Origin of the sequence: Streptomyces sp. NPDC126503 (assembly GCF_040302405.1) — a bacterium.
In the GTDB taxonomy this organism is placed as follows: domain Bacteria; phylum Actinomycetota; class Actinomycetes; order Streptomycetales; family Streptomycetaceae; genus Streptomyces; species Streptomyces gulbargensis.
This window is the reverse complement of sequence record NZ_JBEORS010000032.1, coordinates 1-17915: the sequence shown is the minus strand read 5'-3', so window position 1 is coordinate 17915 and position 17915 is coordinate 1. Positions and strand designations below refer to the sequence as shown.

General features: G+C 73.0%; 17 protein-coding genes. 16 read left to right on the top strand and 1 reads right to left on the bottom strand.

Annotated features, from left to right (window positions below):
• Positions 1-48 precede the first annotated feature (48 nt).
• The 14 genes from ABTY40_RS28385 to ABTY40_RS28320 all read left to right on the top strand — a co-directional run bounded on the left by ABTY40_RS28385 (position 49) and on the right by ABTY40_RS28320 (position 14128).
• The gene (locus tag ABTY40_RS28385) at positions 49-330 is read left to right on the top strand and encodes an acyl carrier protein (protein ID WP_352062121.1); all 282 of its coding nucleotides are present in this window, start codon (positions 49-51) and stop codon (positions 328-330) included.
• Positions 327-1757, top strand: coding sequence for a TrpB-like pyridoxal phosphate-dependent enzyme (locus ABTY40_RS28380; protein WP_352062120.1), 1431 nt, complete (start codon positions 327-329; stop codon positions 1755-1757). Before ABTY40_RS28385 ends, ABTY40_RS28380 begins: the two co-directional genes overlap by 4 nt.
• Complete coding sequence (locus ABTY40_RS28375; protein WP_352062119.1) at positions 1754-2944, top strand: hypothetical protein; 1191 nt, start codon at positions 1754-1756, stop codon at positions 2942-2944. The genes ABTY40_RS28380 and ABTY40_RS28375 overlap by 4 nt, the downstream gene beginning before the upstream one ends.
• The gene (locus ABTY40_RS28370) at positions 2941-4443 is read left to right on the top strand and encodes a class I adenylate-forming enzyme family protein (protein WP_352062118.1); all 1503 of its coding nucleotides are present in this window, start codon (positions 2941-2943) and stop codon (positions 4441-4443) included. Before ABTY40_RS28375 ends, ABTY40_RS28370 begins: the two co-directional genes overlap by 4 nt.
• The gene (locus ABTY40_RS28365; protein WP_352062117.1) at positions 4436-5722 is read left to right on the top strand and encodes a type III PLP-dependent enzyme domain-containing protein; all 1287 of its coding nucleotides are present in this window, start codon (positions 4436-4438) and stop codon (positions 5720-5722) included. Before ABTY40_RS28370 ends, ABTY40_RS28365 begins: the two co-directional genes overlap by 8 nt.
• Before the next feature lie 6 nt (positions 5723-5728).
• Positions 5729-5977, top strand: a complete 249-nt coding sequence (locus tag ABTY40_RS28360) for a phosphopantetheine-binding protein (protein WP_352062116.1) — start codon at positions 5729-5731, stop codon at positions 5975-5977.
• On the top strand, positions 5974-7182 hold the full coding sequence (locus ABTY40_RS28355) for an acyl-CoA dehydrogenase family protein (protein ID WP_352062115.1): 1209 nt from the start codon (positions 5974-5976) through the stop codon (positions 7180-7182). The genes ABTY40_RS28360 and ABTY40_RS28355 overlap by 4 nt, the downstream gene beginning before the upstream one ends.
• Complete coding sequence (locus ABTY40_RS28350; RefSeq protein WP_352062114.1) at positions 7175-8293, top strand: acyl-CoA dehydrogenase family protein; 1119 nt, start codon at positions 7175-7177, stop codon at positions 8291-8293. Before ABTY40_RS28355 ends, ABTY40_RS28350 begins: the two co-directional genes overlap by 8 nt.
• Entirely contained in the window at positions 8290-8976 is a 687-nt protein-coding gene (locus ABTY40_RS28345) for a 4'-phosphopantetheinyl transferase family protein (RefSeq protein ID WP_352062113.1), read from the top strand. The genes ABTY40_RS28350 and ABTY40_RS28345 overlap by 4 nt, the downstream gene beginning before the upstream one ends.
• The gene (locus ABTY40_RS28340) at positions 8966-9865 is read left to right on the top strand and encodes a hypothetical protein (RefSeq protein ID WP_352062112.1); all 900 of its coding nucleotides are present in this window, start codon (positions 8966-8968) and stop codon (positions 9863-9865) included. Before ABTY40_RS28345 ends, ABTY40_RS28340 begins: the two co-directional genes overlap by 11 nt.
• Positions 9862-11445, top strand: a complete 1584-nt coding sequence (locus tag ABTY40_RS28335; RefSeq protein ID WP_352062111.1) for an AMP-binding protein — start codon at positions 9862-9864, stop codon at positions 11443-11445. Before ABTY40_RS28340 ends, ABTY40_RS28335 begins: the two co-directional genes overlap by 4 nt.
• A complete protein-coding gene (locus tag ABTY40_RS28330) occupies positions 11442-12644 on the top strand; it encodes an ATP-grasp domain-containing protein (RefSeq protein WP_352062110.1) in 1203 nt (400 codons plus the stop codon). Before ABTY40_RS28335 ends, ABTY40_RS28330 begins: the two co-directional genes overlap by 4 nt.
• An 11-nt stretch (positions 12645-12655) precedes the next feature.
• Entirely contained in the window at positions 12656-13204 is a 549-nt protein-coding gene (locus tag ABTY40_RS28325) for a flavin reductase family protein (RefSeq protein ID WP_352062109.1), read from the top strand.
• Positions 13205-13354: 150 nt separating this feature from the next.
• Positions 13355-14128, top strand: coding sequence for a hypothetical protein (locus ABTY40_RS28320; protein ID WP_352062108.1), 774 nt, complete (start codon positions 13355-13357; stop codon positions 14126-14128).
• An 82-nt stretch (positions 14129-14210) separates the two neighbouring features.
• On the opposite strand, the gene ABTY40_RS28315 is transcribed toward ABTY40_RS28320, so the two are convergent.
• Positions 14211-16568, bottom strand: a complete 2358-nt coding sequence (locus tag ABTY40_RS28315) for a hypothetical protein (protein WP_352062107.1) — start codon at positions 16566-16568, stop codon at positions 14211-14213.
• A 153-nt stretch (positions 16569-16721) separates the two neighbouring features.
• Between ABTY40_RS28315 and ABTY40_RS28310 the strand changes: the two genes are divergently transcribed.
• A complete protein-coding gene (locus ABTY40_RS28310) occupies positions 16722-17450 on the top strand; it encodes a DUF6333 family protein (protein ID WP_352062106.1) in 729 nt (242 codons plus the stop codon).
• 169 nt (positions 17451-17619) lie between these two features.
• Positions 17620-17895, top strand: coding sequence for an MbtH family protein (locus ABTY40_RS28305; protein ID WP_352062105.1), 276 nt, complete (start codon positions 17620-17622; stop codon positions 17893-17895).
• Positions 17896-17915 lie beyond the last annotated feature (20 nt).

Here is a 17915-nt window from a genome sequence, read left to right as displayed (position 1 = left end):
TTCTCGGATGCTCCGCGCACCCTCCTCCCGCTTCCGCAAAGGAATGGCATGCAGCAGGTACAGACCACGCCGCACCACCTCACGAGCGTCGTCAAGAAAGTCGTCGCGGCGGCTTCCGAACCCCCCGTCGATCCGCGCGGCCTGTCGGACGACGAACCGCTCAACGGCGAACGTCTCCGCATCAACTCCCTCTCCCTCATCAGCCTTCTTGTCCAGGTCGAAGAAGAGACGGGCGTGGCGCTCTCCGACGAACTGTTCGTCGGCAGGTCCTTCGCCACCGTCGCCGACATCACCGCGATCGTCGAGCAGAGCAGCGAGGCCGCCGCGTGATCGACACCCCCCGCCAGTGGCGCAGCGTCCTCCCTCACCTCGCGCAGCCGCTGCCGGCCGACCGCACCCAGCACTCCGCCACCAACGGCGGCGGCGTGCAGGCGAACCTCCCGATGGAACTCGTCCGCCAGAGCGTGCAGTCACGCGAGTACTGGGACATTCCCGAGGAGGTCGTGGACGCCTACCGGCGGTTCCGTCCCACTCCGCTGTGGCGGGCCCGCGCCTTCGAGAAGGCGGTGGGCGCCCGCGTGCCGATCTGGGTGAAGTACGAGGGCGGCAACATCTCCGGCAGCCACAAACTCAACACCGCGCTCGCCCAGGCCTACTACTACCACCGGGCGGGCGTGCGGGAGCTGGTCACCGGCACCGGAGCCGGCCAGTGGGGCACCGCCCTCGCCGCCGCCTGCGCCCGCTTCGGAATGCGGTGCACCGTCTTCATGGTCGGGGGCAGCCTGGAACGCAAGCCGTACCGGGGCGTGCTGATGCGGATGCTCGGCGCGCGCGTCATCTCCAGCCCCAGCACCCTCACCGAGGTCGCCCGCTCCGGCCGGTCGGCGGGCAACAGCCTCTCGCTCGCGATCGGCGAGGCCGTCGAGTACGCCGCCCGCACGGAAGGAGCAGCGTTCTGCATCGGCAGCGGTGAGACCTACAGCATCCTGCACCAGTCCGTCATCGGCCTGGAGGCCATCGACCAGCTCGCGGAGGAAGGGGGCGAGGTCGACGCCGTGGTCGGCTGCGTCGGAGCGGGCTCCAACTTCGGCGGCATCGCCCTGCCCTTCCATGCCCTGGCCGCTGCCGAAGGCACCGAACCGCCGGCCCTGATCGCGGCGGAATCCAGCACGACCCCCAAGCTCACCCGCGGCGTGTACGCCTACGACCGCACGGACGCCACCGAGTCCTCCCCACTGGAGGCCATGTACACCGTCGGCAGTGAATACGCCATCCCCGACTCCCATTCGGCGGGCCTGCGTTACCACGGCGCCGCCAAACTCATCTCCGCGATGCGCCACGCCGGACAGGTCTCCGCCACCGCCGTCGACCAGGTCGCGGCCCTCGCCGCCGGCCGCGCCTTCACCACGACGGAGATGACCCTGCCCGCACCGGAGTCCGGACACGCCCTGGCCGCTGCCGCCCAAGCGGCGGGTGACGGCGGCGCGGACGGCGACGCCCCCCGCGCCCGTGCCGGAGTCCTGGTCTGCGTGAGCGGCCATGGCTACCTCGACCTCGGTGCCTACCAGCAGTTCCTCGAGGGCGAGCTGGCCGACCGCGCGCCGGACCCGGCGGCGATCAGCGACGCCGTCGCGGGACTCGCCCGCATCGACACCCCCGGGCACACCGGCGCGGTACCCGGCCGGATCACGGCTTCGCCCGCCGCGGCGACCGTACGGCCGGGGGACAGGACCGTGGATCTGGAGGAGGCGCGATGACCGCCCCCGTCGTTCCGCGGGCCGCCCCGCCGGAGGATCTGCGCGCCGAACTCATGGACTGCCTCCAGGTCAACCTGGCCTGGCTGGCCCGGGCGGAATACGGCGTCTCGCCGCTCGTCCTCGGTGCCCGGCTGGAGTTCGCGCCCCGTGACCGAGGGCCAGGTCGCCTGCCGACGGTCGAGGCGGACACCGGCACGCACGTGGAGCGCACCGCCGCGGCACTCGGTCTGTCCCTCACGGACCGCCACACCCTCCCGCCGCGCACCGGCATCCCACCGGCCGGCCCCGGCACCGTGTACGTGATCGCCGACGCCTACCACCTGCCCTGGGTGCCGTATCACGGCCACGCCCACATGGACCACAGCTTCCTGCTCGGCAGGGACGCCTCCGGGCGGGCCGAGGTGCGCGACGGATACCACAACGACACCCCGTACGGCCCCGCCCGGCCGGGCACCTGGACCCTCACCGAGCAAGAGCTAGGCGAGGCACTGCCGGACGGCGCACGCCTCCACCGCACGACCAGGGCCGGAATCCCGCAGGCCGTCACCGAAGCCGTACCGGCCCGTGAAGCAGCTGTCGCGGCGTACGTGCGCGCCTACCGGGAGCACCCCGACCGGGAGGAAGCCCTCGCCCAGCTCACCCTGGAGACCTGGCTGCTGGCCCGGGCCCGGCGGCTGCACGCCGCGCACAGGGCCGCCACCGACGGCCCGGCGGCAGGGGTCGAGGAGCACCTGGCGGCCTGGGGCAAGCTGACGGAACAGACCTTCCTCGCCCACCGCCGCGTCCAGCGCGGCCGGCCGGAGCCCATCGGCCCGCTGGAACGGCTCGCCGAACTCCTGCACACCGACGCCCGGGTGTTCACCACGCCGTCACCGGCCGGGGAGACCACCCCGGCCACGGGCGGAACCGGGACGGCGGGAACCGGCTCCCCGGACGCGGACGCGCTGCGCACGGCCGTCGCCGAAGAGGCCGCCGCCGTGCTCCGCGTCCCGGCCGCCGCATTGCTGGCGGGCCGCGCGCTGAGCGAGGTACCGGGCTTCAGTTCGTTCCGCATGGTCGACATCGTCGAGCGGATCGAGGAACGGCTGGGCATCGAGTTCGACGCCGACGATCTCGTCCCCGAGAACCTGCACGACCTCAGCGGCCTGTGCCGCATCACCACCCGCGCCCACCGGGAGACGCCGTGATCCTGCTGCACGATCTCATCGACACCGCGGCGCACCGCGCGCCGGACACGCCCGCCGTCACCACCTCGCAGGACTCCCTCACCCATGGCGAGCTCGCCCTCGCCAGCCGTACGGCCGCCCGCTGGCTGCGGACCCTTGGCGTCCGGCGCGGGAAGCGCGTCGTGGTGGTGGCTCCCTCGGTCGTCGAGGTCGCCGTCGTCGTCTACGCCGCCTCCCGGATCGGCGCCCCCTTCGCGCTGCTGCACGAACAGACCCGAGGGCGAGCCCTGGCCCACGTCCTGGACGACGCCGAACCCGTGCTCCTGCTCGCCGACGACGAGGACGCCCGGCGCCTGGCCGCCGAACGCGGCATCGTCACCGCCCGCCTCTCCGACGTCCCGCGAGGCCCGGACCCGACCCCCGGCCGGCCCGGGCCGGCCGCCGAAGAGACCGGCGCGCCCGCTCCGCTCCCGGTCGACCCGGTCTGCCTGATCTACACCTCCGGCACCACAGCGGCCCCGAAAGCCGTGGTGAGCACCCACCAGCAGGCGCTGTTCGCCCTCCACGCCATCCAGGGCGAACTGACGTACCGGCCCGACGACGTGGTCTACAGCCCGCTTCCCCTCTCCTTCGACTACGGCCTCTACCAGTTGTTCCTCGGCGCTCTGAGCGGGGCGGCGGTACGGCTCGGACTGCCCGCCGAGGTCGGGGCCACCCTGCTGCGCAACATCGAGGCCGCGGACGCCACCGTCCTGGCCTCCGTGCCCGCCGTCGCCGACACGCTCGCCAAGCTGGTGCGCCGCTCGCCCGACCACGGCCTGCGGCTGCGGCTGCTCACCAACACCGGCGCCGCGATGCCCCCGCAACCCCTCGCTGTACTGCGGGCCGCCGTCCCGGGGCTGCGGGTACAGCTCATGTACGGGCTCACCGAGTGCAAACGCGCCGCCATCAACCCGCCGGACGCGGACCTGGAGCACCCCGGGAGCTGCGGCCGGGCCCTGCCCGGAACCGAGATCTTCGCGGCCGGCCCGGACGGGGAGCGACTGCCCCCGGGCGAGATCGGCGAACTGGTGGTCCGCGGACCGCACGTGATGGCGGGCTACTGGCGCCGCCCCGAGCTGACCGCCCAGCGGTTCCCGCGCCGGGACGGACTCTTCCCCGAACTGCGGACCGGCGACCACGGATGGCTCGACGGACACGGCTTCGTCCACTTCTCCGGCCGCCGCGACGACATCTACAAGGAACGCGGTTTCCGGGTCAGCGCCACCGAGGTGGAGGCCGCCGCCCGCCGCGTGGAGGGCGTCGAACAGGCCGCCGTCCTGCCGCCGGCCGAAGGCTCGCCCGCGATCCTGGTGGTGGTCTCCCACCGCGGACCCGCGGACGTCCTGGACGCCATGCGCGAGGAGATCGAGGAGTTCAAGGTGCCCGGCCGCTGCGTGCCGCTGCCCGCCCTGCCCCTGACCCGCAACGGCAAGGTCGACCGCAAGGCCATCGCCCAGGAGGTGGCCGAAGTTGTCTGACACGGTCACCGCCCGGCCCGACGCCGGGACCCTTCCCGACACCCTGCCCGCGGCCGTCTCCGCCGCACTGGACGCGGGCGCCGAGACACCCGCCTACGTGTACGACCTCGCGCGCGTCCGGGACAACACCGCCCGGCTGCGCGGAGCCCTCCCCGAACCGGCCGACCTCTACTACTCCCTCAAGGCCAACTCCCACCCCGGCGTCCTGCGCACCCTCAAGGAGGCCGGGACCCTGCCCGAGGTGTGCTCACCCGGCGAACTCGACGCCGCGCTCGCCGCCGGATGGGACGCCACGCAGGTCCTCTACACCGGGCCCGGCAAACGCGACCAGGACATCGACCGGGCCCTGGAGAAGGGGGTCCGTGAATTCTGCGCCGACTCGCCGGCCGCCCTCGACCAGCTCGACCGGCTCGCCGGCCGGGCGGGGGTACGGGTACGCACGCTGCTGCGTGTCAACGACGACCAGCCCGCGGCCGGACAGGGCCTCGCCATGACCGGCGTCGCCTCCCAGTTCGGCGCCGACGCGGGATGGATCACCGACGAACCGGAGCGCTTCGGGGACCGCACCCACGTCGAGGTCACCGGCCTGCACCTCTACATGGGCACCAACCTCACCCACGTCCCCGACCTGCTGGCGCAGTTCCGGCAGTCGCTCACCACGGCGGCCCGGATCCGTACCCTCCTGGCCCGGTACACCGCCAGGCTGGACACCACCCTCGACCTGGGCGGCGGCTTCGGCGCCCCCTTCGCCAAGGAAGGCGAGGCGGCCGACCTGGCCGGCCTGCGCGAAGGGCTCACCGAACTGCTCGACACCTCCGCACCCGGCTGGCGCGACGGCGCGCCCCGCCCGGCGTACGAATCCGGCCGCTACCTGGTCGGCACCGCCGGCACCCTGCTCACCCGGGTGCTCGACGTGAAGCGGTCGCACGGCCGGGACGTCGCCGTCCTGGAGTCGGGCATCAACCACCTCGGCGGCATGGCCGGCCTGCGCCGCCTGCCACCCCTCAACCCGACCCTGCTCACCAGCGCGGCGGGACGCGGCGCACCACGGCCCACCATGGTCACCGGACCCCTGTGCACCCCGCTCGACACCTGGTCGCGCCAAGCGCCGCTGCCCCCGCTGCACCCCGGCGACCTGCTGGCCGTCCCCAACGTCGGCGCCTACGGGCTGTCCGCCGGCCTGCTCGCCTTCCTGGGCCACCCGGCCCCGCTCGAAGTCGCCGTCGACGGCGACGCCGCACCGCACGTCACCCGCCTCACGCTCACCCGGAAGGACTGAACCGCCATGGACGCCGTGTTCGAGCAAGTGCTCCGTGACCACCTGCCCCGCTTCCAGGAGCGGCCCCTCACCGACGACACCCGGCTGCACGACCTGGGGCTCGACTCCATGAAGTCGGTCGATCTGCTGTTCGCCATCGAGGACGAGATGGGCGTCTCACTGCCCGACGACGACCTCAACGAGGAGACCTTCGCCACCGCAGGCTCGCTGTGGCGAGCCGTCGACGCCGCACGCACCTCCGAGGCGGTCGCGTGACCACCACCTCTGCCGCACCCGCCCCGGTCACCGACGCGGCCGACCGGGGCGCGGCCCCCCTCCTCCTCGCACCGCTGGTCGAAGAGGCCGCCGAGGTGACCGCGGTGCACGCGCGGCGTACCGACACCGAGGCCGCGTTCCCCGTCGAGGCCCTGGACGCGCTGCGCCGCACCCGGCTGCTCGGCCTGCTCGTGCCGGCCGCCGAGGGCGGTCTCGGCGGCGACCTGGCCGACGTGCTCACCGCCACTCGGCGACTGGGCCGCGAGGACATGTCGCTCGCCATGATCTTCGCGATGCACTGCCAGCAGGTGGCCGCCCTGGTCCAGCACGCCGGCGGCGCACTGCGCGAGGAACTCCTGCCCCGGATCGGGGCAGGCGAGGTGTACCTGGCCTCGGTCACCACGGAGGCCGGCAAGGGCGGCGCGCTCCTCACCGCCACCACCTCCCTCCGACAGAGCGAGGGCCACCTGCTCCTCGACCGCTTCGCGCCGATCGTCACCGGTGGCGCCCACGCCGACGGCTTCCTCGTCACCATGCGCAGCCCGGACTCCGAGGACGATCACGCCGTGTCGCTGGTGTACGCCGACCGGAACCAGCTCGAGGTGGCCTCCGCCGGCGGCTGGGACCCGCACGGCATGCGTGCCAGCCACAGCGGAGCGCTCCACCTGCGCGGCGCCGTTCCCGGCCACCAGGTCGTGGGGGAGCACGGCCGCTTCCGGGACATCGTCACGCACACCTTCGGGCCCCTCGCCCACCTCGGCTGGAGCGCCGCCTGGCTGGGCACGGCCGAGGGCGCGCTGGCCCGCACCGTCGGCATGCTCCGCTCCGCCCGCACCCGCGGCGGCGCCTCCCTCGACTCCGAGCTGCTGCTCACCCGGCTCGCCCGGGTGCGGCACCGCCTGGAGGCCGTCGCCGCGCTGCTGGACCGCACCCTGGACACGGTCACGCACGAGGACGCCTCCCGGCCCCGCGTCCAGCTCCTGGTCAACGGACTGAAGGTGACCGCGTCCGAGCAGTGCCACGCGGCGGTGCAGGAACTGGTGGACGCGGTCGGACTGCGCCACGGCTACCTGCGGGACTCGCCCGTCGCGCTGGAACGCGCCCTGCGGGACCTGCGATCGGCGAGTCTCAACTTCAGCAACGACCGGCTGCTGCTGGCCGACGGCAAACTCACCCTCCTCGACGCGGAGGTGCGCCTTGCCTGAGGTCGTGGAACTCCTCCGCCGCAGCCGTCCCGAGCCGGCGGCGTCGCCCGCTCCGGCCGGCAGGGAGTCCGGACGCGAGCTGTGGGCACGCCTGGGCGAGCTGGGCGCTCTGCGCGGGCTCTACCGGGACGAACTGCCCGAACGCGGGATCGTCCCCGGCCGGCTCGGCGACCTGATCGCCCGCACCGAGGCGCGGGAGGGCACCGGCCCCCTGCTGTCGGTATGCGTCCAGGCCGCCACCGTCCTGCCTCTCCTCGCGGAGGCGGGCCGCCGGGGGCCCGCCGCCGCGGACGTCGCCCGGCGGATGCTCGACGGCCGCTCCGTCGTGGCCCTGGCCGCCACCGACAGCGGTCCCGGTTCCGACCTCACCGCCCTGACGACCCACGCCGAGGAGACGAGCACCGGAACGGTTCTGCACGGCACCAAGCGCTGGATCACCAACGCGGTCCACGCCGATCTGCTGCTCGTTCTGGCCCGCCGCCGCCCCGGCCCCCACTTCACCAACTTCACCTGGTACCTCGTACCGGCCGACGACCCGCGCGTACGCGTCGAGGCGGCACCGAGCCCCTACTTCACGGGGGCCGGCACCGGACACGTCCACCTCGGCGGCGTACCGGTGCTCGCGGATGGACCGGTCGGCGGCGCGGGGCGAGGACTGGCCCTGTTCGCCCGGCACATCGCGGTGGAACGCCTCGCCGGCGGCCTGTGGGCGGCGGCGGCCTGCCGCCGGGCGCTGGCCGACACCCGGGACCGGCTGGTGGGACGCGGCCTGTGGCAGCAGCCCGCGATCCGCCAGCGGTTCGCCGCCGCCCTGGTCCGCACCCGCCAGCTGGAGACGTTGGTCCAGACGCTGGGACCCGCCGTCACCGCCGAGCACGACCACACCGCCGCGGCACTGGTGAAGGCAGCGGCCGGGGAGACGGCCGATCACGTCCTCGACGTCTGCGCGCACCTGTGCGGTGCGGACGGCTTCGCCGTCGCGGGCATGCAGCACCGGCGCGCGGAGGCCGCGCTGTTCGGCATCGCCGGCGGCAGTACCGAAACCGTCCTCGCCTCCGTCGCCGACCACGCGGAGGCACTGCTGGCCCGGCCCCACGAGGTGGCGTCGTGACCGTCGCCGCGGCCACGGCGCGCCCCGGCCCGGCGGCCCGGCGGACCGGAACCGACACGGTCGAGGCGGCGCCCGGCGTATGGGTGGCCTGGACCCGCGCGGCCGTCCCGAGCACCCACCCCGCCGACCTCGCGGCCGTGAGCGGCCGGACGCGGTGGCGACGCCGCCAGTCCCTCGCCGCCCGGGGACTGCTGCGCGCCCTGCTCGCCGAGGTGTGCCCCGGGACCGAGGACGCCGCGCTGACCGCCGGCGCCCGCGGCCGGCCCGTCCTGGAGGGACTGCCCCACCTGGGGGTCAGCCTCTCCCACGACGGGGCGGCCGACGCCACGGGCGGTGACCTGGTGGCCGCCGCCGTGGCCCCCGGCCGCCGTGTCGGCGTGGACGTCCAGTTGCCCCCCGGCCCGGATGTGCCGCCCGGCCTGGTCCGCCGGTGCCTGCGCGAACGCGCCGAAGAACTGGCCCCGCTGCCGGCCGACCGCCGCGCCCTGGAATTCGCCTGGGTGTGGACCGTGCAGGAGGCCTGCGTGAAAGCCGACGGCACCGGGATCGCCGGCCGCCCCTGGTCCCTCGACATCCCGGTGCGGCCCCGCACCGGCACCGTCCGCGATCTCACCTGGATCGCCCTGCGTCACCTCAGCGTTCATCCCGTGAGCTGCGCCTTTGGAGATGCCCGTGCCCGCTGAAGCACTGAGCTGCTACACCACCAACCTCAAGGAACACCTCCGTCTCACCGACCCCGACGCGGAGCGGAGGCTGGCGACCGGATTCACCCTCTCCCTCCGTCTCGACGGCCTCGACGGCACCCTGGCCTTCAGCCACCACGACCGGGTGGCGCCCGACTTCGGCTACCGCGGCGCACACCACTGGGACGACGCCCTGGCCGCCCTCCGGGGCGAGTTCGCCCGCCAGGGCGACGTCCTCGCCGTGGCCAGCTGCCGCAACCTGCCCTGGAGCCCCTCCCACCTCGCTCGCGACGTGCCGCACTGGCTTCGCCTCACCGCCCACGACGGCGACCGCTGGCTGGTGGTGGACGACTTCGACGCCCTGCTGCCCGAAGGGCATCAGTCACCGCACCGCGGCTGGGTCGACGAAACCCAACTGCGCTTCCTGCTCGCCCCGCTGCCGGGCCTGGACACCGTGCTGCACCAGCGTGACGTGTACGCCCTCGGCGGTGGGCCCGCCTGGGTGCCGGACCCGGGGAACCACCGCTGGCTGGAGCACGGTGCCGGTCGCTTCGATCCGCGCCCCGGCGACTGGGTCCGGGGCACCACCGCCTCGCTCACCCTCCTCCGCGACCTGCTGCCGTCCGACCCGGAAGCGCTGGTCCGCCATGCCGAGGACCTCTGGGCCACGGCGCGCCACCACCAATACCTGCACCGCGCCGAACCGGAACCCGCCGCCGCGTGGGGCGAGCTGTCCCGCTCCCTGCGCTACGCGGCCCAGTCGGCCGCACGCGGCCGGCCCCGCGCCTCGCTGGTGCGCACCGCCTTCGACCGCATCATCACCGCGCTCGGCCCCGGCGACGCGGCCGTTCCCCGCCCTGCCGCCATGAGTGCGAAAGCGGCCTGGTGACCGCCCGCACCGGGGACCACCCCCGCACCCTGTACGCGTGGTTCGCGGCATCGGCCGCACGCCATCCCGACCGCGTCGCCCTGGAGGCCGACGGACAGGCCCTGACCTACCGTGAACTCGACGAGTACAGCGCCCGCGTCGCGGCCGGCATCCGCCGGGCCTGCCCCGGTCCGCCGTACCGCGTCGGTCTGCTGGCCGGCCGGCGGCCGGCCACGTACGCCGGCTACCTGGCCATCCAGCGACTCGGCGCCACAGCCGTCCCGCTCAACACCGCGTGGCCCGGCGCCCGCAACGCCTCCGTCGCCCGCCGTGCCGGGCTCGATCTCGTGCTGACCGACGAGCCCGGAGGAGCACGCGGACTTCCCGTGCCCTCGCTCGACCTGGCCGACGCGGCCGGCGGCTCCTCCGGCGGCCCGGCTCCCTCCGGAGAAACGGGGCTGCCCGCCTACATCCTGTTCACTTCCGGCAGCACCGGCGCTCCCAAGGGTGTGCCGATCCTGCAGGACAACGTCGTCCCGTACCTCGCCCATGTCATCGACCGCTACGAGGTCGGGCCCGGCTCCCGACTCTCCCAGACGTTCGATCTCACCTTCGACGTCTCCGTCTTCGACATGTTCACCGCGTGGGGCGGTGGTGCGACCCTGGTCGTCCCGAGCCGGGACGAGATCCTCGCACCCGTACGGTTCGTCAACGACCGTCACCTCACCCACTGGTGCTCGGTCCCGTCGGTGATCTCCTTCGCCCGCCGGTTGCGGGCGCTGCGCCAGGGCGCCATGCCGGGACTGCGGCACAGCCTCTTCGCGGGGGAGCCCCTCACCCTCCAGCAGGCCCGGGCATGGCAGGCGGCGGCACCGTCGTCGCGACTGGAGAACTTCTACGGGCCGACCGAACTGACCATCACCTGCTCCGAGTTCACCCTCGACACAGACATGGGCAACTGGCCCGCGACCGCCAACGGAACGGTGCCGATCGGCCACGTCTACCCCCACCTGGAGCATCGCGTCCTCGACGCCGAAGGACGGGCCACGGACGAGGGAGAACTGTGCGTGCGGGGGCCCCAGCGCTTCCCCGGCTACCTGGACCCCGCCGACAACGCCGGACGCTTCTGGGACCTGGACGGCGACCGCCCCGCCGACCCCGCTTCCACCGCCCGCCGTTCGGGCACGGTCCCGGCCCGCATGTGGTACCGCACCGGCGACCGGGTCCGCGCGGGGGGCCGGGACGGATTCCTCCATCTGGGCCGTCTCGACCACCAGGTGAAGGTCGACGGCTACCGCGTCGAGCTCGGCGAGATCGAGTCCGCGCTGCGCGACCAGCCCCACGTGTACGACGCCGTGGTCCTGGCGCTGCCCACCGCGCACGGCGGCACCGAACTGCACGCCGTGTGCACCGGTGACGACCCCGACCCCGGCACACTGCTCGCCGCGCTCCGTGAACGGTTGCCCGCCTACATGGTCCCCGCCTTCCTGCACGTCCGTTCCGAGATGCCTCTGAACGGCAACGGCAAGACGGACCGGGCGGCCCTCGCCGCCCTGCTGCGGGGTGCCCCCGCGGTGACACCGGTCAAGGAGCTGCGATGACGAGCCGTCCGCCCGTGGCCCTCGTCGGAGCCCGGCCCGCCGAGGGCCCCGCCGCCCTGGCCCGCCTGGGGATCCCCTTCGTCTGGATCGTCGACCCCGGCGAGCCCCTGCCGCAGGCCGGGCCGGGCGTCCTCGCCGTCCACCGCGCCCCCTACCGCGACGACCCGATCTCCCTGCTGGAGGTGCCGCTGCCCCGTGACACCGCCGCGGTCCTCTCCTTCACGGAGTTCGGCCTGCTCCCGGCCGCGCTGCTGTCCGAGGCGCTGGGGCTGCCGTCGGTATCGGTGGGCGCCGTCCTGCGCACCCGGGACAAGCTCCTCATGCGCCGGGCACTGCGCGCGACCTGTCCCGGCCCCGCCTTCGGTGTCGTCGGCGAGGACGAGCCGGACGCGGACGACTTCCCCCTCGTCGCCAAGCCCGTCCGGGGCGCCGGCAGCCGGGGCCTGCGCTACGTCGCCGGACCCGCCGACTACCCGGCGCTGCGCGAAGAACTCCGCGGCATGCTCTGGGAGCGCTACATCAGGGGTCCCGAGTACAGCGTGGAGGCCGTGTCCGGTGAGGACGGCCACCGCGTCCTGGGCGTCACCGCCAAGCGCACCAGCGGACGCCCCCGCTTCATCGAGACCGGCCACGAGGCCCCGGCACCCGTCGACCCGCTCGCGCGCGACCGTATCGAGGAATGCGTACGCCGCTGTCTCGACGCTCTCGGTGTCGACCGGGGTGCCAGCCACACCGAGGTCAAGGTCGAGGACGGCAGGGTGCAGGTGATCGAGACGCACACCCGGGCCGGCGGTGACCGCATCCCGCTGCTGACCCGACTGGTCACCGGGCTCGACCAGTACGAGCTGGCGATCCGCTCGGTCCTCCCCGGCACGGCCGCCGCCGAGCCGCGTCCCCGTTTCGCCCATGCGGCCGTCCACTACTTCCGCTGGGAGGACGCCGTCCTCGCCGGCCACAACGATCCGGACCGCTGCCGCGCCCTCGACGGCGTGGTGGAACTGGAGGTGCGCGCGAGCCCCGGCGACCACCTGCCCGTCTGGCAGCACAGCCACGAGCGTCCGGGACACGTCGTCGTCGGTGCCGCCGGCCGCGACGAACTCCGCGCACGGGTGCTGGCCGTGGAGGAAGCGCTGGACCCGGCACTCCACCACGCGGCTGATCCCGTACCCGCCGCCCCTCCGCTGCTGTCCGCTTCCTGAGGAGTCACCCCATGGGCCTTCCCACACCCACCGCCACGTCCCTGCCCCCGGCCTCCGACGACCGTGCCCCGCACGGGCGACGCGCCGACCGCGACACCTTCTGCGCCGCCATGACCCATCTCCCCAGCGGCGTCAGCATCATCACGACGCAGAGCCCGGACGGCCCGCTGGGCTGCACCGTCAACTCCGTCATCTCGCTGTCCGCCCAGCCGCCTTCGCTGCTGGTCTCGCTCGCGAACACCAGTCGCACCCTGCACCACGCCCTGCGCACCGGCGGCTTCGCCGTCAACGTCGTCTCCTGGCGGCAGCGGGACCTCTACCGCCGCTTCGCCCAGGGGGACCCCCTGCGACGCTTCGACGACGTCGCGTACACCGTTCATGACGGCCAGCCCCTCCTGACCCACACGTCTGCCGTGTTCACCTGCACCGTCGACAGGTCCATCGAGGTGGGCGACCACACCCTCCTGGTGGGCAGCCCCCTCGAGGCGTTCCACGACGCGGACGCCCACCCCCTGGTCCTCCACCGCCACCGCGCACACCGACTCGACCCGTCCGCATGACGCGGTGAGCACACCGACCGCCGTCCGCGACCCCGGTCTTCCCGACCCCGGCCGTCGAGCGTGCCGCCGGCACCCGGACCGCCGCATGCCGGGGCCGCCTCCCAAGGACACGCGCGCGGTCGTCACCGGCTCCCCTGCAGAATGTGCGGCATGGCGGACACGGCAGCGGTGTACGGGTTGATCGGGGCAGTGGGCGGGGCCGTCCTCGGTGCGGGAGGTGCGGTGCTCGGGCCCTTGCTCTTGCATCGGCGGCAGGCGGCGGAGCGGCGCGAGACATTACTCCGGCAGGAGGAACGGGAGCGGGCGCAGCAGCGCCGGGAGGAGGAACTTCTGCGGCGACAACAGCAGTTCGAGTTGCGAGTGGCCGAGAGGGAGCGACAGGCGGCTGAGGAGCGCGAGCGGGCCGCCGAGACCCGCGACCGACAGAGGGTCACGACGGAACGACTGAACCGCATGCGCTCCACCACCCGCGCGTGGCACCTGCTCCTCCTGGACACCTATGACGAGCTGAGAAACGGGCGGCCCGTCGACCGCGTGGCCTTCTCCGAGGCGTGGCGCGCGGCCAGAGCTGCCGTCAACGAGGCCTTCGACGAAGCACTCCACGAAGGCCTCTGGTTCGCACACGCCGGCGCCGTGCAAACTCTGATGAGCCGCAACGGTTCGATACTGCGCGCTCTGGAAAGAAACGACCACGGGATCGACGTGACCACCCTCGGGGACGCCCTGTCCGCGGCGACCTACGCCATGACGGAGTGCGTGGAGGCTGGGATTCCGCTCCCTGCGGACCTGGCCGCGCGGGCGCGGACCCGCCTGGAGCACCTGAATGCCGCCCGGGAGGCCCTCAGCGCGTACATCGTCGGCCGGCTGGCCGCGCTCGGCGTGGACGTGATCGGCGGCCCGCAGGCCGACAGCCGGGCCGACTGAATTCGTGACGCGCACGACGGCCCCGCGTCCATGGCGTGGACGCGGGGCCGTCGTCGTACCGCTCAGCAGCGAGGTCGACCGGTCAGCTCTCGGTGACCTTGCGCCGGCGCATCCACCACAGCAGCGCTGTGCCCGCTGCCGCGAGGGCGGCGGCCGCACCGGTGATGAGGCCGACCGGCGTGTCGGATCCGGTGTCGGCGAGGTCGCCGCCGGGGCCCTTGACGGGCGGGGTGGTCGCGCCGCCCGGTGGAGGCGTGGACGGCGCGGGTGTCGACGGAGCGTCCGTCGGCTTGTCCGTCGGGGTGGGCGTCGCGGTGGGCGCCGGCTTGTCCGTGGGGGTGGGCGTCGGCTTGTCCGTCGGCGTGGGGGTGGGAGTCGGCTCCTCGCCCCCGCCGGACTTGCCGGCGGTGTTCCCGCCGAGCATCACGTAGCCGTCCTTGTCCGCGTCATCGGTCATCTGTCCGACGGCGAACCGCGTGGTGCGGGGCTTGTAGCGGTGTTCGGTGCGGAACCGGACCGGGTTCATGTTGCTCTTGGGCTGCTTGGAGAAGTCGACGCCTCCGACGCTGTAGGAGTACGGGCCGCCGCCGGCGTCGTGCTCCCAGCTCTGCTCGCCCTCGCGCAGCGACTTCAGGTACGCCTGGTAGGTCTTCTCCCGGGTCCAGTCCTTGTTCTCCCCGCGCAGCGGCCACCGGCTCACATCGTTGCTGTTGATGACGCTGCGGTAGTCGGTGGGGGACTTGGCGTCCTGCTGCCGGATGAACTCGGCGGCGACGCGGGCGGTGTAGACGCGGCGCAGGTCGGCGTAGCGCGGGTCGTTGTTCACCCGCCTCTCGACCTCGGGCATGATCAGCGTGTTGACCTGCCGCTCGGCCCACTTCTTCTCGGCCTCGTCGAAGTCGCAGAGGTACGAGCCCGGGGGAATGTTGTCGATCTTCAGGTACTGGGCCTTGACGGCGAGCGGCGTGTCGAGGATGTGGATGCCGCCGTCCTGCTCGCGCACCACGGCGGTCTTCGGCTCGATCCAGTTGCGGACCTGGAACCAGCACGGCACGCCCTGGGCGTTGCGCGGCATCGACTTCCAGAACCGGTCGGCCTCGGGCCGCTTCGTGGGGTTCATGGCGTCGGCGTAGTCGCGCTTCAGCTCCAGGTCGGCTTCGAGCAGGACCCGGCCGGCGTCGGTCCTGCCGAACTTGGAGTCCATGATCAGCTCGGGCTGGTCGGGGTTGAGGTTGACCCAGAACTTGTCCGGGCTCAGGGCCAGCCAGGTGAAGAACGCGTCCGAGATGAGCTGTGCCTTCTCCTGGCCGCCCCAGCCGGCGGCGTACTCGTCGGCGACCTTCTGCGCGGAGAAGGCGTAGTTCAGGCCCTCGCCCTTGACGGGCTTGCCGATGTAGCGCAGGTCGAGGGTGGAGAAGTCGATGCCGCCGGGACCCCTGGGCATCCGGCCCTGCGGGTCGTTCTGCCTGATCCGGTCGAGCTGTTCCTTGAGGTCCCGGGGTGTGGGCGGCGACTGCTTGATGAGGTCGTTGCCGCCGCCGCGGGATCCGGTGTTCTTCCCGGCGCCGTTGGACAGGAACTGGTCGTTGCGCCGGTAGGGCCCGTTCTCCGCGGCCTTGGGAGCCTGTGGCTTGTGGTCGGAGTGGAAGTTGTACTCCCGCACCCGCTCACGGCCCAGCGCGTCCCGGCCGGCCAGTTCCTTCATCTCCCGCATGAACTTGCGGGCTTCGCTCTTCTGGTCTTCGGCGAAGACGAAGGTGTACTTGTAGGAACTCCAGCCCCGGTGGCGGGCCCAGGCTTTGTCGGCGGGTATCTGAGACGTGTCCGGCTTGCCGTTGGACTTCATCTCCACGATCTCGCGGGTCTTCTTGTTGTACGCGTCCAGGACCCGCTTGCGACGCTCACCGGTGTCCGGATCGGTGAAGTACACCTCCTTCTGGCATATCCAGTCGGGACCGGTCAGGCCCATGTCCTTGACGACCTTCTTCTCGAAGGCGTCCCCGCGCGGGTCGTTGCCCTGGTTGGGGATGTACTGCTTGAGCAGATAGTCGTTGAAGTTCTTCCACCGGTTCTGGGCGTTGAATCGGGCGTAGATGCGGCGCGGGTCGTCGTGACCGTACTTCTCGTAGTTCTTGCCGGCGGCGTCCAGCTCCGCCTGGGTGGGGTTGAGCCCGTCGAACGCCATGCCGGGGTTCACGTACTCGTACTGGTCCCACAGGTCCTTCGCGCGCGAGGCGTCACCCTGCGGAAGACTCTTGGTGGGTGTGCCCCTGAGGCCCCACAGTTCGTCGCAGCGCTTGCCGGGCTTGAGCGGCGCCGGCGCGGCCTCGGCGCTGTCGAGGGACGTCAGGCTGGTCAGGATCATGACAGGTGCGCAGGCGAGGGCGAGGATGCCGCGGGCCCGGGCGTGCCGTCGCGAGGGTCGTACGGATAGGTTCACGTCGTGTTCTCCTGGGGGCGCCAGGATCGGATGGCCGGTGTCAGTGGCCCCCGTGGTCGGTGGCACCGGCCGTGTCACCGTAGGCCCCAACTCAAGGTCGCCGCACGAGGTTTGGCGCGCGTGTTGCCGGATCGTGGCATTACGGTGGCGGTCATGACGGAGAACAGCTTCTGGACGTCCCCGCCCCAGGCGCGGGTGCGGGGTTCGGGCCTTTACACGATCACGGTGGTGCTGCCGCCGTTTCCCGACCACTCGCAGGAGTGGCCGGCCAACGACCCTGATCAGGCGCGGGAGTTCGCCTCGTCCTTCGGCACGATCGACGAGGTGCTGGAGTACCACGGCGAACGGAACATCAGCGACGGCTTCTCCCTCCGGACCCGCGACGACCTCGACTGGATCCAGGTCGGCGTGTGGGGCAACGTGATCGGCATCTCGGACCCCGCCCTGGCGGACGGGGGAAACGCGTGGCCCGTACTGGAGCAGGTCAGGAACCTCGCGGCACGGTATCCGGGCGCCAAGATCGTCGGCGGTGCGACGGTGGACCGGGGCGAGACCCACGAGGAGACCGCGTGGGTGGTTCCGGGCTTCGAGCTGGTGCACTCCGAGGGCTGGCCCGGCGAGGACGACGCCTCACGGTGGACACTGGGCGGCGATCCGCGGGCCGTCCTGGACGCCTGCGGAGTGACGGCCCGGACGGCGGAGGACGCCGACGTCGCGTACGACCCCGACAATCCCGCCTCGACCTACTGGGGCGGACTCGGGGAACTGATCCTCGGCCCGCACCGCCCGTGGCGCCGGCGAAGGGTGCGGACGTCGGTCTTCCGCGTCCGCCACACCCGGGCCGCCACGGACCTGATGGAGGAGAACTGGGTCCAGGAGTAGTACGGCGACGGTCTCTGCGACGAGGGCGGGGCAGGTTCGCCGACGGCCGCGCGGGACGCCGCGACACCGACCCCGACAAGGGCACCGCCCGCCTCCTGCCGGGCCCTGCTGACGAGCCGGTGGTGACTCCGCTACCGTCGTCGTCTCCGGACGACCTTGAGGAGCTCAAGTGCGCGACAGGACCAACCCTTTCGACGATCCGGACGCCTCCTTCACCGTCTTGTCGAACGCGGAGGGGCAGCACTCGCTGTGGCCGGTGTCCGTGCCGGCGCCGGCGGGCTGGAGTGCCGTCCACGGCCCCTCCGGCCGGGAGGCGTGCCTCGCGTACGTGGAGGAGCACTGGACGGATCTGCGGCCGTCGAGCCTGGGCCCAGGGCGTAGCCGGCGAGGGTGGCGCCGACGACGTTGCCGGCGACCGCGATCCCCGCCACCACCAGCGAGTTGACGGCGTACGTCCACACCGGG